This window comes from Nonomuraea sp. NPDC049695, assembly GCF_040674955.1.
In the GTDB taxonomy this organism is placed as follows: domain Bacteria; phylum Actinomycetota; class Actinomycetes; order Streptosporangiales; family Streptosporangiaceae; genus Nonomuraea; species Nonomuraea helvata.
This window is the reverse complement of record NZ_JBFANV010000112.1, coordinates 1-15,200: the sequence shown is the minus strand read 5'-3', so window position 1 is coordinate 15,200 and position 15,200 is coordinate 1. Positions and strand designations below refer to the sequence as shown.

At 67.1% G+C, this 15,200-nt stretch carries 16 protein-coding genes, 1 tRNA gene and 1 pseudogene; 7 read left to right on the top strand and 11 right to left on the bottom strand.

Annotation, left to right across the window (positions count from 1 at the left end; genetic code table 11):
* Nucleotides 1–2: 2 nt before the first annotated feature.
* The 3 genes from rlmB (at nucleotide 3) to AB0J64_RS49865 (ending at nucleotide 1,747) form a co-directional block, all read left to right on the top strand.
* Nucleotides 3–965: a 23S rRNA (guanosine(2251)-2'-O)-methyltransferase RlmB gene (rlmB, locus tag AB0J64_RS49875; protein WP_364043971.1), complete on the top strand. Its 963-nt coding sequence runs from the start codon at nucleotides 3–5 to the stop codon at nucleotides 963–965.
* 20 nt (nucleotides 966–985) lie between these two features.
* Nucleotides 986–1,058 (top strand) — tRNA-Thr (locus tag AB0J64_RS49870).
* Between the two features lie 113 nt (nucleotides 1,059–1,171).
* Nucleotides 1,172–1,747, top strand: a complete 576-nt coding sequence (locus AB0J64_RS49865; protein ID WP_364043968.1) for a hypothetical protein — start codon at nucleotides 1,172–1,174, stop codon at nucleotides 1,745–1,747.
* A 5-nt stretch (nucleotides 1,748–1,752) separates the two neighbouring features.
* On the opposite strand, the gene AB0J64_RS49860 is transcribed toward AB0J64_RS49865, so the two are convergent.
* Entirely contained in the window at nucleotides 1,753–2,490 is a 738-nt protein-coding gene (locus AB0J64_RS49860; protein WP_364043965.1) for a site-specific integrase, read from the bottom strand.
* Between the two features lie 239 nt (nucleotides 2,491–2,729).
* Here AB0J64_RS49860 and AB0J64_RS49855 point away from each other — a divergent pair, with 239 nt between their 5' ends.
* Nucleotides 2,730–3,830, top strand: coding sequence for a hypothetical protein (locus AB0J64_RS49855; protein ID WP_364043962.1), 1,101 nt, complete (start codon nucleotides 2,730–2,732; stop codon nucleotides 3,828–3,830).
* A gap of 184 nt (nucleotides 3,831–4,014) precedes the next feature.
* Here AB0J64_RS49855 and AB0J64_RS49850 read toward each other — a convergent pair whose 3' ends face one another.
* The 7 genes and pseudogenes from AB0J64_RS49850 to AB0J64_RS49820 form a co-directional block, all read right to left on the bottom strand.
* A complete protein-coding gene (locus AB0J64_RS49850) occupies nucleotides 4,015–5,559 on the bottom strand; it encodes an ISKra4 family transposase (RefSeq protein ID WP_364043959.1) in 1,545 nt (514 codons plus the stop codon).
* 70 nt (nucleotides 5,560–5,629) lie between these two features.
* A complete protein-coding gene (locus tag AB0J64_RS49845; RefSeq protein ID WP_364043956.1) occupies nucleotides 5,630–6,229 on the bottom strand; it encodes a hypothetical protein in 600 nt (199 codons plus the stop codon).
* A 121-nt stretch (nucleotides 6,230–6,350) separates the two neighbouring features.
* Nucleotides 6,351–7,310: an ankyrin repeat domain-containing protein gene (locus AB0J64_RS49840; protein WP_364043953.1), complete on the bottom strand. Its 960-nt coding sequence runs from the start codon at nucleotides 7,308–7,310 to the stop codon at nucleotides 6,351–6,353.
* 352 nt (nucleotides 7,311–7,662) lie between these two features.
* Nucleotides 7,663–7,857: a hypothetical protein gene (locus tag AB0J64_RS49835; protein ID WP_364044018.1), complete on the bottom strand. Its 195-nt coding sequence runs from the start codon at nucleotides 7,855–7,857 to the stop codon at nucleotides 7,663–7,665.
* Between the two features lie 55 nt (nucleotides 7,858–7,912).
* Nucleotides 7,913–8,035 (bottom strand): annotated as a pseudogene (locus tag AB0J64_RS49830) (tyrosine-type recombinase/integrase); the annotation flags it as partial.
* 440 nt (nucleotides 8,036–8,475) lie between these two features.
* Nucleotides 8,476–8,943: an NUDIX domain-containing protein gene (locus tag AB0J64_RS49825; protein ID WP_364043950.1), complete on the bottom strand. Its 468-nt coding sequence runs from the start codon at nucleotides 8,941–8,943 to the stop codon at nucleotides 8,476–8,478.
* Between the two features lie 100 nt (nucleotides 8,944–9,043).
* Nucleotides 9,044–9,481 (bottom strand): UTRA domain-containing protein, encoded by a 438-nt coding sequence (locus AB0J64_RS49820; protein WP_364044015.1) that lies wholly within the window; start codon nucleotides 9,479–9,481, stop codon nucleotides 9,044–9,046.
* Between the two features lie 315 nt (nucleotides 9,482–9,796).
* Between AB0J64_RS49820 and AB0J64_RS49815 the strand changes: the two genes are divergently transcribed.
* Nucleotides 9,797–11,404, top strand: a complete 1,608-nt coding sequence (locus tag AB0J64_RS49815) for an FAD-dependent oxidoreductase (protein ID WP_364043947.1) — start codon at nucleotides 9,797–9,799, stop codon at nucleotides 11,402–11,404.
* Between the two features lie 314 nt (nucleotides 11,405–11,718).
* Here AB0J64_RS49815 and AB0J64_RS49810 read toward each other — a convergent pair whose 3' ends face one another.
* The 3 genes from AB0J64_RS49810 to AB0J64_RS49800 all read right to left on the bottom strand — a co-directional run bounded on the left by AB0J64_RS49810 (nucleotide 11,719) and on the right by AB0J64_RS49800 (nucleotide 13,486).
* Nucleotides 11,719–12,636: a LysR family transcriptional regulator gene (locus AB0J64_RS49810; RefSeq protein ID WP_364043944.1), complete on the bottom strand. Its 918-nt coding sequence runs from the start codon at nucleotides 12,634–12,636 to the stop codon at nucleotides 11,719–11,721.
* A 131-nt stretch (nucleotides 12,637–12,767) separates the two neighbouring features.
* Entirely contained in the window at nucleotides 12,768–13,316 is a 549-nt protein-coding gene (locus AB0J64_RS49805) for a DUF6069 family protein (RefSeq protein ID WP_364043941.1), read from the bottom strand.
* The gene (locus AB0J64_RS49800; protein WP_364043938.1) at nucleotides 13,310–13,486 is read right to left on the bottom strand and encodes a hypothetical protein; all 177 of its coding nucleotides are present in this window, start codon (nucleotides 13,484–13,486) and stop codon (nucleotides 13,310–13,312) included. Before AB0J64_RS49800 ends, AB0J64_RS49805 begins: the two co-directional genes overlap by 7 nt.
* A 201-nt stretch (nucleotides 13,487–13,687) precedes the next feature.
* Between AB0J64_RS49800 and AB0J64_RS49795 the strand changes: the two genes are divergently transcribed.
* Complete coding sequence (locus AB0J64_RS49795) at nucleotides 13,688–14,035, top strand: serine hydrolase (protein ID WP_364043935.1); 348 nt, start codon at nucleotides 13,688–13,690, stop codon at nucleotides 14,033–14,035.
* Nucleotides 14,036–14,275: 240 nt separating this feature from the next.
* A partial coding sequence (locus AB0J64_RS49790; protein WP_364043932.1) for a serine hydrolase domain-containing protein occupies nucleotides 14,276–15,200 on the top strand: 925 nt, incomplete at its 3' end.

The following is a 15,200-nucleotide window of genomic DNA, read 5'->3' as shown; positions in this document are numbered from 1 at the left end:
GCATGGCAGCAGGCGGTAGGGCTTCGGGCAGGCCCGCAAAGAAGAAGGGCCCGTCCAAAGGCACCGGGGGGCAGAAGCGCCGGTCGCTCGAGGGCAAGGGCGCGACCCCGCCTGCTGAAATGCGGCACTGGTACAAGGACAAGGCCCGTACCGAGCGCATCTCCCGCGAGGAGCGCGGGGGGACGCGGCGTACCGCACCAGTGCGGCAGAGGCGCTCCGAGGACGCCCCCGAATACATCGGCGGCCGCAACCCGGTGCTCGAGGCCCTGCAGGCGGGCGTGCCGTCCAGCGCGCTCTACATCGCCCAGCGCCTCGACAACGACGACCGCGTACGCGACTCCATCAGGATCGCGGCGGAGCGCGGGATCGCGCTGCTGGAGGTCACCCGCGACAAGCTCGACCGCATGACGGAGGGCGCCGTCCACCAGGGCATCGCACTCCAGATCCCCGCCTACGACTACGCGCACCCGTCCGACCTGGTGCAGCTGGCGCATGACGCCGCCGAGGTTCCCCTGATCGTCGCCCTCGACTCGGTCACCGACCCGCGCAACCTCGGCGCCATCGCCCGCTCCGCCACCGCCTTCGGCGCCCACGGCCTCCTCGTCCCCTCCCGCCGCTCGGCCGGCGTGACGGGCGGGGCCTGGAAGACCTCCGCAGGCACCCTCGCCACCCTGCGCGTGGCCCGCGCGGCCAATCTGACGGCGGCGCTGCGCGAATACCGCGAGGCGGGCCTGTTCGTGATCGGCCTCGACGGCGCCGGCCAGACGGACATCCAGGACGTCGACCTGCTGACCGAGCCGCTGGTGGTGGTCGTGGGCTCGGAGGGCAAGGGGCTTTCTCGGCTGGTCCGGGAGCAATGCGACGTGGTGACCCGCATTCCGATGCAGGCGGCGGCCGAGTCCCTCAATGCGGGGGTGGCTGCTGGAGTGGCGCTGTACGAAGTCGCTCGTCACAGGCGTCGCTAGCGTCTACACTGGTAGGCCGCGCCGACGTAGCTCAATCGGCAGAGCATCTGTCTTGTAAACAGAAGGTCAGGGGTTCGATTCCCCTCGTCGGCTCTGCAGTAGAGGGCCCCTGAACAGGCTTAACGCCGTCAGGGGCTTTCTCTTTGTCAGGACAATGTCGAGATCTTGCTAACACCCTTGCTAACACGGGTGCGATCATCTGGGCTATGCCCTTCAACGAACTCGTGGATCACTATCGCCGATTACTCGAGTACCACTGGCTCGAAGTCGGTATGTCGTGGACTGCCATCCAGTCCCTCGCCGAGCCCTTGAGCATGGCCGACGTCGCTGAGCGACTCGCCGGTCCCGGCGCGGAGATCCGAATGTTGGATGTGCGGGAGGGGCCGCTCTACGTCCCAGCGGTTCATATCGCTGACTGCGGCTCATCGATCATGCTGCTGGACCACGTCGGAGAGGTTGTCTCGTGGGTGCCGGGACTCATGGATCGGCTGAGCGAGGGAGTCCGACTCTGGAACCTTGGGTGGCACGTCAACGGCGGCAATCGACTCCTCTACGCAGCTGATGGACGCGTTCTCGTCGAGGTGCCTGGCCTGGATTGTGCTGCGGCGTACGGATCCGACCCGCATGCCCTTGACCATGTACTGCACCTTCTCCCGGAGCCCTTCACTCTGCTCTCCAAAGCGAGTGCCATGGCGATCATCGAGATGGAAAGCGGCGCATCACTGGATCTGGAATGGCTCGAAGCCGATCAGACGGCGGTCATCCTCGGTCACGATGACTGAGTTGGTCATCCGCACACTTCTCGCGCGAAGATCTCGGCCGCTGTGGCCGCTTGCTCGTGGATCACGTGGGCATAGACGCGCAGGGTGATGGCGGGGTCGGCATGGCCGAGGCGGGCCGCGACGACATGGACGGGGACGCCCGCAAGGAGCAGGGTTGTGGCGTGGATGTGCCGGAGGTCATGCAGGCGGGCGTGGGGGAGTTGGGCTATCGGATTCTGCTTGTTGTGGGTCTTGATGAGCTTGGGCATCAGGGAACTGGGCGTGTCGGGGAACAGCGGATCTCCCCAGCCGGTGGTGAAGACGTACGCATTGCCGCCCTTCCAGGACTCGCCGAGCCGGAGACGCTCTTCGTCCTGGCGGGCGCGGTGAGCCCTGAGAACCTTGGCCGTGCCGGGGTCGAGGGAGACCACGCGGGAACGTCCGCTCTTGGTGGTGCCCTCGACTCGCTGGCGGTCGATTACTGCCGCCGTGCCGGTGATGTGGATCTGGGGCTTGTCCAGGCCCACGTTTGTCCAGCGAAGGTTGAGCAGCTCGCCGCGACGAGCGCCCGTGTAGGCGGCCAGGTGAAAGAAGGCGTACAGGCGGTGTTCCTGAGCTGTGGAGAGGAACGCCCGGAGCTGGGCGGATGTCCAGATCATGCCCGGTTCGGTGGTTTGGGTGCGTGGGAGCTTGGCCCGTTCGGCGGGGTTGTTGGGAAGCAGCTCGTCCACGAGCACGGCGTCCGTGAGGGCTTTACGGAGCACCGTGTGGACGTGCTTTACGGTGTTCGCTGAGCCGAAGCGCGCCTGAAGATCGCCACCTGGATCGCCGACTTCTACAACACCAGCCGGCGGCACAGTGCCAACGACGGGCTGCCGCCCATCACATTCGAACGTCACATGATCGACAAGAGACGAGCCTCATCGGCCCTGCTGAGGACCGCTGTGGCATAGAACCGTCTCCACGTTTCCAGGGGATTGACAGATGTCTAGGATGCTGCCCCATGACTGAAGATCACATGATGCATTGCTTCGCGGGCGACGAACAGCGGTATATCACCGGCGTGGCCGTGACGGAGCTGGACGGTGTCCCACACGTGGTGGGGCTGAACGACCGGGGAGTCGTTCAGAAGTGGGCCCTCCCGGACGGGGAAAGTGCCGTGGTCCCGTTGGATTTGCCGGCCGCGGCTCCTGAGGACGAGTGGTACCACGAGCAGGGCTGGGAGGAGGGCGATGACTTCGGGGACCCGAATGCCAAGGTTCCCGCGGGCCACATCGTCGCGGTCATGACGGTGACGCGACTTGACGGCCGTCCGGTCGTCGTCACCGGTGGCAACGAGCATGACCTGTCCAGTCACACTGGAGACGCCGACGTGTACGCGGGCGCGGTACGGGTCTGGGACCTGCGGACGGGCCGCAAGGTGGGGAAAGTGATGGCGGGGGGCGACCCCGCCGACGGGGCTGTCGGGGCCGTCTGCTCGCTGGCGGTCGTCCCGTCCAAGGCTGGGCCGATCGCGGTGAGCAGCAGCGAGTCCGGCCTGTTGCAGGCCTGGAACCTCCTGACCAATGAACTGGGCGCCTACGCCGTGACCACCGGGGAAAACGGGGTGATGGGAGCCGCGACGATCGGGGGGCGTCCGATCGCCGTGACCGGTGGCGAGAGCCGCACGCTTGAGGCCTGGGACCTTCTCAGTGGTGAACGTTTTGGAGCGCTCATGCAAGGCGTCAGGCCCGCGGCCCAGGCTATCGCCGTCATCGAACTGGAGGGCCGTGCGGTCGCCGTGGTCGGTGGCGACGACCCGACGATCCAGGTCTGGGAGGTTGGCCAGGAGGAGCCCATCGGGCTTGCTCTGGCTGGTCACACCTCCGGAGTAACCGACCTGGCGACTGCCTGGGTGAGGGGACGCGCGATCGTCGTCAGTGGAAGCGACGACGACACCACCCGCGTCTGGGATCTGGCGAGCGGCGAGCAGATCGGCGAACCGCTGATGTCGGCGATGTCGCTGACAGTGGCGGAGGTCGGTGGCGTGCCCGTCCTGGTGACAGGCCATGCCGACACCACCGTCCGGGTGTGGGATCTATCGTTCGCCGGAGCCCAGAGGTAAGGCTTGGAGCTCGGATGTCGCCTGGCCTGGGAACTTGAACAGGTCGGCCATAGTCGCTGATCGCCGTGGGATGCCCCGCAGACGTCAAGTCCTGCGGACGCCCAGTCGCCCTGACATTTCCAGGCAGGGCAGAGCCAGGGTGCGAATCGAGATGGGTTCGGCTCCTCCAGAGTGACTGAAGCGATCAAGCCGTAAGGGCGTACCCGTCCTGGTAGCCGGTCTGCTGGACGCGCTCGTGTTGCCGGGCGAGATGGAAAGTCCAGTACTCCTCCAGATGACCGTTGGCGACCAGCGCGCGGAGCTTCAGCACCGCCTCGGCCCCGGTCAGGCCCCACCGCGCCCCGGCCAGGTCGAACCTGTCGGCGATCAGATGACGGCACGCGCCCTCGACCACCCCGGTCGCGATCGGCCATCCCGCCTCCAGCGCCTGGTCATACCGCAGATGCTCGGCATTGTTGGACAGATAGCGGATGCACGCGTCGATGCCGTCACGGTGCTGCGCGCCGGCTGTGGCGGCCTGCGCGGTCAGCGTGGTGATGACCTGGCCGGTGTGCCCGGCCAGCAGGGCCAGGGCATGCCCGGCGACCCAGTCCTCCGCGGCCGGCGCCGCGGGCGGGTGCAAACTCCACGCAGCAGCCCATAACTTCTCCAGCACGTGCACGAAATCGATCACGATGTGGACGCGGATGCGGCGCCGGGCGGCTTCGGCGATGATCAGGTCGAGCTGGTGGCGGGCCCCGTCGACGAGCACGACCCAGGGACGGGCGTGCGCGGGATCACGGGCCTCGGCATGGTCGAACACCTTGACGATCACAGGGCCGGGGCCGGTGATGACCGAGCCGCACAGCCACTTGCGCGTCGCGTTCGGCCGGGCCCGTGGCAGGCGCCGGCCGGATCGCCCGCCCGGGACGGCGATCACATCGTGCGGCCGCCGCGGCGCCGGTTCGGCGTCGTAGACCACCCCTAGCGTCGCCATCCGTTTGCGCGCCGGCTTCTCCCCGGCCGCCAGCCGCGTCCGGAACGTGGCTCGGGCGCGGGCGGCGGCCTTCGCGGTCGCGGGCCGCAGCGCTTCGGGGCGCATCGCGATGCCCTTGCCGTCCACGCTGATCGCCAGCACCGTGGACGCCGTGCACGGCAGCACGGTTCGCGCGGCGTAGAAGGCGTCGACATCGGCGGCGGCCTGGGCGACCAGCTGCTCGATCTGCCGTTTGCCGATCACCTGACCGCACCGTGTGGTGATCGCCGCCAGGGCGGCGTCGAACAAGCCGCGCACCGTCTCGATGACCGCGAGCTTGGCCAGCCCGGCCGAGTGTCGCACCGCCGGCAGCGATAACGCCGCGTCCGCCGGATACACGTTGCCGACGCCCGGGGCCCGCCACGCGCACCGGGTGACCGTCACCGTCCCGGTCACCGTGGCGAGCAGGCGGTGGTGCCCGAGCTCCACCCGCCGCCGCGGCACCCCGTCCGCGCCGATCACCCCCGCGGCGCCGCCGTCCTGGTGGCGGGCGTGGCGTACCTGCTCCAGCTCGCGCAGCGCGCGCAGGTCAAGGTGGGCCTGCAGCAGCAGGCGCTGCAGCTCCCGGCCCTGCTCGGTGATGGTCTCCTCCAGACGGTTATGGGCAAGTGTCCCGGTCTGCGCGTCAGTGAGGTGTCCGATGAGCCAGTTGAATGTGTTCTTCGCCTTCGCAAAGACGTCAGCGGTGGCCTCGGTGTCGTACGGTGCCTGCACAGGGCTCTTCCTTCGTCGGGGTCGATTGGGTGGCACCTTCGAACCTGACGGCGGGAGAGCCCCGCCACAATCACCCGCCCGGTGACGACGCGATTGCGTCTCGTGACGCCACGCCAGCCTGCCCGGCCATCTCGCGGGCCACCGGATCGGTCACCGTGAACAGTCCCGGCCCTTCTTCCTTCGCCCAGCCGCGTTCCACCAGCCGCTTCAGCTTGGAACGCAGCCCTTCCCGCTTGGCGGCCTCATCCGGCAACCCCATCGCCACCGCGATCTGCCCGGCCCGTATCGCCCGCCCGGCATCGGCCATGATCTCCACCGCGTCCTGGTACGCGCGCGGCAGCACCGCCGTATTCATGCCGGGTTGCCAGTGCGGCACCGTCACCACACCCAGCACCGGCGGCTGTGCCGACGGCGCGGTGCCGGCCGCGTCGGCGGCCTCGGCCTGTCCATTGGGCTCATCGAGCAGCTGGACCGCTTCGCCCAGGATTTCCTCGACGGTCTCCCGTGTGATCGTCAGCCGTGACAAGCGGTCCTGCTCGTCCTGCATCTGTGAGGTGAGCGCGGCGATCTGCTCGCGGATCTCCTCGATTCGCCGGCGGGCAGCGGCTTCGCGCCGTGCCAGTTCCTCGAGCAACGAGCTCATCGTCACCACCGCCTCACGGGTCTGCACTCACAGTAAAAGGCGGTTCCTGGATCAAACAGTCATGTCTACAAAAGCCCAGCTCAGGCACTCACTGAGGGAGAGCCGCACCCGGCTGATTTCGCGGTCCCGGGAAGATCCCGTCCGTACATCAGGCTGAGTAGTCCTGCTTGGGCAGGTGCAGCCAGGTACCGGGTGCGGTGATCGGCTGGGCGTCCATCAGGCGCAGGCCTGCGCCAGCGCAGCAAAACGCTACAGGCTGGTTGCGGTAGAGGTGGGCAGCGAGGATCTTGTCGGCCACAGCGTCAGGGGGGACCATGTAGGCACTGTCCGGCTCCCAGGCTACGACCGCGCCGTCTCGGGCGATGTACCCGAAGATGCCGCCTTTAGGATTGGAGTACATGCTGTAGCAGAGCGTGCCCTGTGAGACGCGCTCAACGACGCCGGGTGTGGACGGGGTGAAACCCCAGGGTTGGGTGATGACGCAGCCGCCGGGCACATCCGTAATGCCGACGATCATGTCGGCGTCCGGGATGTTCCACCAGGCCTCGTAAAGAACGTCGATGTCCACGTTGTCGGCAGGTACGGCTTCCAAACGTGCTGTTGCCTCGGCCGCGCTCACGTCGGCCACGCAGGCAAGGCTCAGGCCGCCGTAATAGAAGTCTCCCAGGGCGGGAATCAGGCGTTTGGCTTCTGCCGCAGCGGCGGCCTCGGCCTCGGACAGACCGATCTCCGGAGAGGGGACGGGGAAGAGGTCAGGGGCGGGGCCGGCCAGACTGAGACGGCCGGGGGACCAGCCGTCCATCATGAGGCGCCACGGGTCCGCTCCAGCGGCGAGAAGGGCTCGGGCGTTGTCCACGCGACCTTCGAACACGGCCATCCAAAGCGCGGTACGGCCTCGATGTTCCGCATCGACGTCGTCGACCCGCATAGCCAGCTCGGCGACCACTTCAGGCGATCCCTGCTCGGCCGCGACGTGTAGCGGCTTGTCAAAGATGCGCACGCCAGAGTTGGGATCAGCGCCCGCGGCGAGCCGGTCACGGATCAGGCCGAGGTCTGACCACCCGTCATAGCCGACGATCCACCATCCGTCGTCGTCGGTAGCAGCCATGACACTCCTTGGATGACGCAGGGACACGTGCGTCATTGATCATTACCCATAGGGCCGACATATTGGTCGGTACCTTGCGAGGCGTCGGAGAATGGCAGCCCAAAAGGGCCCTGCCTCGGTAGAGTTCCGCGACCCGACGTCATGATCTTGCTAACGCTGATGCTAACAACGGCCTTGGACAATCGTGGACGCTCGTGGGTGGGCCAACCCTCACGGTGATGCGCGAGCTGGGTGATCGGAGAGTCGTGGACGGCTGTGGATGATCTCGAAATGGCTTGTAAACAGAAGGTCAGGGGTTCGATTCCCCTCGTCGGCTCTGCAAGTGAAAGGCCCCTGATCAGGCATTACGCCATCAGGGGCCTTCTGCTTTCCGATCTTCATGCGGTGTCTTCGACGCTTCGGGAGCCACCTTGGGAGCCACCGTGGTCTGTTTCCCCAGGAGAGCGCTGGAGATGGCTTCGGTCGCGGCGCGGCGGTCGCCCTCCAGCAGGTGTCCGTAGATGTCCTTGGTGATCGCGATGCTGGCATGGCCGAGGACTTCGGACATGGCCGAGGACTTCGGATACGACATGAAGCGGGGTGCCCTGGGCGAGCATGAGCGACGCGCCGGAGTGGCGGAGCTCGTGCGGGTGCCAGTGACCGAGGCCAGCTCTCTTGGCCAGTCGTGAGAACAGGTGCGGGAAGGTGTCCGGGTCGGACGGGTTGCCGAAAGCCGCTGGGAACATCAGCCCGTGCTCCGCCCAGTCCTCGCCGGCTTTGAGGCGTGTTTCCGGCGATGGGATCTGGGTGTAGACGTTCATGGTCACGGAGATCTGCGAGTGCCGCAGGATGCGCATGGCCACGCGTGGATGGACTTCGAGCGCGGCCAGGAGCGACGCGCACGTGTGCCGGGTGTCATGGACGCGGATTCGAGGGACTCCGAGGCGTTCCTACCGTGAGCGTCGAAGGGCCGGTTGAGATTGCGCGGCTCGATAGGCGTGCCCCACTTGGTGGTGAAGACCAAGTCCGAGTCCTTTCACTTCCCCGGCCAGGCTGAGCTTGTTCCGCTTTGACGGCCGAGGCTCGGCTCAGATGCAGCCGTACCGTGTCCTCGTAGTCGTCCAGATTCCCATCGGAAATCGGCCGGGCAGGTGCAGCAGCCAGCGATCCAGGAACGCGCCACCGTCTAGTTCGGAGCGCGAAGCAGCTCCGTGAGTGGCCTGCGCACGTCAACGGGGTACAGGTTCAGCTGCTCGAACTCGTCGGACGTCGCCCATCTGAGTTCGAAGCTGTTGTCCGGCCCGTGCTCCACGGCCTCCTCGCCGGAGAGAGATGGGACGCCGTTGACGTCACGCATGAGGAAGTAAAAGGCGGGCCGGCCATTGTGCGAGCTGGCGAAGAGCAACCGGTCGATCTCCCCAGTGAGAGTGGTCTCCTCGTGGAGTTCACGAACTGCCGCACTCTCTGACGACTCGCCATCCTCCACATGGCCCCCCGGAAGGACTGCGTAGTGGTGCCCGGGACACGGTGAGCCCTGCCAGCCTGCGGCGTCGCACATGGCGCAGGTGACGCCTGGGCTGCGCCGGAGGAACCGCTTGATGACCAGGACTCGGGTGCCGTCTACGACCACGGCAACCGCTCGGGGGATCAGCATGAAGCGGATCATACGATTCGGCCCAGCAGGTTTGGGTGTGTTCCGCCGGGCCGTCGATCAAAGGCTGTGCGCCGAGATCTAACGAATGGAGTAGGCGTCCTCAAGCTCGTTGACGGTCCCCGGGAAGCACGGATTCGACCACGACCCAGGGTTTGCCCGTGGCGTCGAAGGTGACGGCGTAGACGGTGAGCAGCGTAGCTGAGCTCTTGACGTCGAGGAGCGTGCGCTCCTCCTTGGTCGGGTTGCGGGCGGTGATGTGCTCGATGATGTGATCGAGGGCAGTGCCGGCCGCAGCCTCGACGTACCGGCGAACGCCCTGCTTCAGATCCTCCGACTCGGCCAGCGCCGTACCTTCGGCCACGGAAACCGGCGACCAGGTCGAGGAGATCTCGGTCGGCTCGTTGTCATGCTCGACGAGAGTCCGGCGCAGCATGACAGGCACCTTGGGTTTGATCCCGCGGTCGTTGAAGGCGACGCGCCGTTCAGGGCCGGATCTACACCACTCCCGTGGACGTGACCACGCAACCGGCGCCAGCATGCTGATCCACGTACAGCCGTGGCCGATGCATGAGATCTCCATATCACGAAGATCCGTAATCAGAGATCGATAAGTCTCGCGTAATACTGAGTTGCCAGAGTTGTTCTTGTTTCCGGTCGAGAGCGTATTCGATGCTGAGGACCGGGTTCCCTGCGCTCCATCACGTGTCCGGCGGCTCGATCATCGTGCTCTCGCAAGATGATCGCGGCGGCCACGCCGCCTTCGAGCGAAATTCTGCCCGATGGTACGTCCATCCGATCGAGCGGGGCCGATCCGTCCAGGGAATACGAGATGTCTTGAGATAGGTGGACAAGGATGACTACGAACGACGTGGCCTCGGCAGATGTGCTGATCATCGGTGGCGGGCCGACTGGGCTGACCCTCGCGTGCGACCTTGCTCGCCGGGGTGTGAGCTGCCGGGTGCTCGACCGAGCCGAAATGCCCAGCAATGCGTCGCGGGCCAAGACGATCCAGCCACGCGCGCTTGAGGTCGCCGACGATCTCGGTGTTGTCGACCAAGTGCTGCGGGTGGGTGCGGTGCATGTGCCGACCCGGCACTATGACCGCGAGCGGGTGGTCTCCGAAGCGGTGGAGGCGGCCGTGGGGATGACGGATCCGGGGGTTCCGTACGCGCCGGTGTGGCTGTCGCAACCCCGTTTCGAGCAGATCCTGCGAGATCGCCTGGCCCAGCTCGGCGGCACGGTCGAGTGGGGGGCGACGGTGACCGCGGTGACGCAGGACAGCGACGCCGTCGAGGTGACCGTGCGGACGGCCACCGGCGGCCAGCGGGTGCGCGCTCGCTACGCCGTCGGCTGCGACGGCGGCCGCAGCCTCGTACGGGAGCAGATCGGTGCGAGGCTGGAGGGCGTCTCCTACGGAGATCATCGGTGGTGGCTCGGGGATGTGCGGATCGAAGGCCTGGACCGGCACTGCCAGCACCTGTGGATGAGCCCGGAGCAGGGGATCCTGTCGCTGTTCCCGCTGCCGGGCACCGACATCTGGCAGTTCCAGGCGTCCATCCCCGCCGACGATCCGGACCCCGTCCAGCCAACGCTCGACCTGTTCCGGGATGTCTTCGCCATCCGAGCCGGGTTGCCGAATGTCACCATCACCGACGCGAGCTGGCTGTCGCTCTACAAGATCAACGTCTGCCTTGCCGATCGCTACCGGGTCGGCCGCGTCTTCCTTGCCGGGGACGCAGCGCACATCCACTCACCGGCCGGCGGCCAGGGCATGAACACCGGTATCCAGGACGCCTACAACCTCGGCTGGAAACTCGCCGCCGTCCTCGACGGCGCCGATCCCGAGCTGCTGGACACCTACGAACAAGAGCGACGCCCTGTCGCGCGTGCCGTCCTCGACGACAGCACCTCCCGGCTGCAGGCCATCACGCGTGCCGCCGCCAAGGGTGACGGGTCGTCAGCGCAGCGCGGCCTCACCGGAGACTTCACCACTGGGCTCACCATCGCCTACTCCGACAGCCCGCTCACCCACCACATGCCGCAATCCGTACAGGCCCGTGTACGTCCTGGCGACCGCGCGCCCGACGCCGTCTGCCTCGACCCCGCCTCCGGTGACAAGGTCCGGATCTTCGACCTGCTGCGCGGCCCGCACTGGACACTGCTGACCTTCGACCGCGGTCACCCCGCACCGTACGACACCGTCGGCGACTCCCTGGCCGTTCCCCTGCGCACGGTCCGGATCACCACCGACACCGCGGCGGCCGCTCCGGCTACGGTCATCGACGCCGACGGCGACGCGCACGGCATCTATGACATCCACGAGGACACCGCTGTGCTCATCCGTCCCGACGGCTACATCGCCTCCCGCACCCCGGCCCGTCACGGTCACCACGCGCCGGAGCCGACGTACGCCACCCGCTCGGCTTCGGCAGCCGGGTCGGCAGGGGGAGCAGCATGGTGACGTGATTCGGCCGTGGCGCGGCGGCGACCGCAGCTGGTAGGGGGCTGGGCACAGGAGGCACCGGGCGCATCCTGGTGGCGGCTCTGACCACCCTGGTGGCGCTCGGCCGCGATCCCGGTGGCCCGTGCGCGTTCGGTGCCGGTGAGCGCCGCCCCCGTCGGGTTCGGCATGAGCACCGGGCCGCTGGTCGCGGCGCTGTCATCGGCGACCGTGGCCCTGACCGCGTGTTGCGTGATGCTACGGCGCACTGGGGCCTGGGCGAGGCGGTGTCGGGCGTTGGATGCCCAGGCCGCGGCGCTCCCGGCGCGCCGCGGTCATCTCCTGTCGTGCGTCTTCGCGCTCGGCCTGTCTGTTGCTGCGGCGATGTCTGCGGCTGCTCGTACGAAGGCCTGGATCAACGGATTCTCCGCCGCGGTACGCCACACCAGAGCCCACTGGGAGGGCGGGGCGTCGCGGATGGGTACGAAGGCCAGGCCCGGCCAGGGATAGAAGTCGGCGATGTCGGCCGTGACCCCGGCGACGGCTTGGCCGGAGGCGACGACGGTGAGGGCCTCCTGCCAGGTGGAGATCTTGGGACCGCGGCGCACGGGCCGCCCGGCGGGGGTGTGATAGGGGTTGAAGGTCTCCTCCAGGTATTGGGGGATCCTCTGGCCCTGGACCACGACACAGTCGCCGAGGTCTTCCAGGCAGATCGATTCCCGTCCGGCGTAGGGGTGGGTGGCGGCGACCATCAGCAGCACCGGGGACGCGCTCAGGACGGGGCCGACGGTGAGGTCGGGCTCACGGATCGGTAACCACAACACCGCTACATCGACCTCACCGGAACGGAGCAGATCCAGCGGGGAAGGGGGCGGGATCTCGCGATGCTGAAGCCGGACGCCAGGGTGGCGGGTCTCGAACAGGTCAACGATGTCACCGAAGGCCAGGGAATGCGGGCCGATGGTGCCCAATGTCAGCGTGCCGGAGACGCCGCTGGCCGCTTTCCTCGCGTCATCGATCCCCTGCAGGATCTGCCGGTATCCGGCGCTCAGGTCTCGATGTAGCCGCTCACCGAGGGGGGTCAGGCGGACCTGGCGGCTGGAGCGCTCGAACAGTGCGGCGCCGATGCTGCGCTCCTGCTTCTTGATCGCCTGACTGACCCGGGCCTGGGTGATGTGCAGACGCTCAGCGGTGCGGCTGAAATGCAACTCCTCGGCGAGCGTCAGGAAGATCTCGATGTCACGCAGCTCCACACCTAGCTCCACGATCATTAGCCACCGGGTAATTAGACCCGTTATTGATGAAAGATCGGGCGATATGCAAGGAATCGGCACTCATCCTGATCGGCGACGTCGCGCACAGGCGGCCCAAGATGGTCAAGTGCTCAGGTAAGGGCGTTGCGGGTCGTCGGCGTGCCTCGGCGCAGTGTCGGGATGAGGATGGCCGCGACCGCCAGGTGCATCAAAGACAGCACGGTCTTGGTGCCGGCAGTGGCCTCGACGCTGAGGATCGGTACGAAGGACAACATCAGGGCCGCGATGGCGAGTCCGGTCCAGATGGTTCCTGCTCGGCGGACGAATCGCTCCAGTACAGCGAGTGTGCCCCATCCGATCAGGGCCAACACGAGTGTGGAGCCGATGGTGACGGGCAGGCCGACGATCATTGCTGGTTGCCCGTCACCGGGTGGGTCGACCCGCAGATCGATGTTCACCGCCAGGGCAGCGAGCCACAGCAGGGTGGTGGACAGCACCGCGGCTCCGACCCCTAGGGCTCGCGCGCGCCGCGTGGAGGTGTTGGGCGTGACGGATTGGGGCGTCTTGGAGAGTGTTGTCATGATTTCTTCCGCTGATGAAGTGATGTTGTAGCGATTACTGATGAAGTGATGCAACGCCTCGCCCGGAGCGATGATGTGGTCCAGGACAGCGGTCAGCACGTTGTCCTGACGGGCGACGGCTCGGCATCCCCCAAGCCGCTCGAGGAGATCAGCCGCTGCCCGGCCACGCCGGAAGGCGACTCCACACCGACGCCGGGACCGATCCGCGGCGGGCTGATGTCCACGATCGCCCGTCCCACGATCTCCTCCTCTTCCAGGGTCATTGGCATCCATGAACATGCTGATGGCGGATTGGACGGATGGACAGGTCCGATTCCGGTCGGCAATTGAGGTCCGATTTCGCCGGCTGCCGCTTCGTCCGATGGCGCGGTCCGCGCATGGCCGCGGTGAGCAGGTCGCTGCTGTCACACGGCGGCGGCCGGCACAAGTGCGCGAGTCAGGCCGTCGCGGCTCGACGCCGAGGAGAGTTCATGGTGTGGGCGAGGCAGGAGGCGGAAGGTACAGCCAACCTCCGGGGTTCCGGGCAACCGGCGGCCAGGCAGAGGGCCGCTCGGGACACCAAGACCAAGCTCCGGGAGTCGTACAGCCTCGGCAGGCACGGCGGCTGGGGCTTCGGGATGGCGGTGCGTATCTATCGTGGTGACTTCGCGTCCATAGGCCGGTTCGGCTGGGACGGTGGAACCGGCACCTCAGCCTATGCCGACCCGGACAAACAAGTCACCGGAGTCCTGCCCACCCAGATCGGGATGTCCACTGCGGATGCGCCGCGGCTTATCCACGGCTTCTGGACGACGGTCTACCAGGCAATCGACGACTGAAACCGAGCCCGCGGCCCGGTACGCCCGCCCTCGACCCACGACACCCAATGGGCAGCCTTCGCGCTCGCCGTCGACCATGCGGTGTCGGGTGTCAGCGTCCGCGTCAGGACGGCAACAGTCCGGTATCAGAGCGGTCGGCGATGGTGGATGTCGTTCAGATACCCCGAGCACCAACAGGACCGCCTTCCACCATCGGTCCGTTCAGCTGAATTCATAACAGATCAAAAGGAGCGCACCACTATGTCCGTCACACTGACCGAGCAGGACGAGCTCACTCTGCGGATCGCCGCGTGGGGCGCTGTCTCGCTGATGTCTGCTGCTGGTGCCGCCGGTTCGGCGCACAAGGTCGCCACCGAGGGTTCCATCGCCTTGACGTCTGCGACTGGCTTGGTCGGGCATGTGCTGGCCAAGGCGCCGAAGGGTCTGAGCGGCAAGTCCACCGCTGCGCTTGCCGATCAGGTGCTGCCGGCCCTGACAGCGTCCATGGGTTTGCTGAAGGAGCAGGCGCCGGCCGAGGCCGACAACTTCCGCCGCACTGTCATCGTCGCCGTCGAAGCGGGCGCCCAGACCCACCAGGGCCGACCCAGCCCCACCTTGGCGGAGATGGCCCGCAAGATCACCGCAGCCCTCGACGCCGCTTCGGCCGGCAGCGCGGGCAGCGGGGCCGTGCCGCAGGCCGCTGCCGGGCAGGATCGCCCGGAGCTGCAGAAGGCCATCCAGGAGATCGTCGATGCCGGTTTCGCGGGGGTGCAGTTGCGTGTGAACGATGAGCGGGGGGAGTGGGCCGGCAGCGCCGGGGTGCGTGAGCTGGGCGGGGCCACGAAGCCGCCGGCGAACGGGTATGTCCGGATCGGCAGTAACACCAAGACCTTCACCGCGACTCTGGTGCTGCAGCTGGTGGCCGAGGGCAGGATCGGGCTGGACGACCCGGCGGATGATTACCTGCCCGAGTTCGGGTTGGACCGGCGGATCACGGTGCGGATGCTGCTGCAGCACACCAGCGGGGTGTTCAACTTCACCGGCGATTACTACCCCGAGTACGTGCCGGGGATCGTCTGGGCGGGCCAGGAGTGGGTGGACAACCGGTTCAAGACCTACCGGCCGCAGGAACTGGTGGAGCTGGCGCTGTCCAAGCCGGCGCGGTTCGAGCCGGGGACGGGCTGGA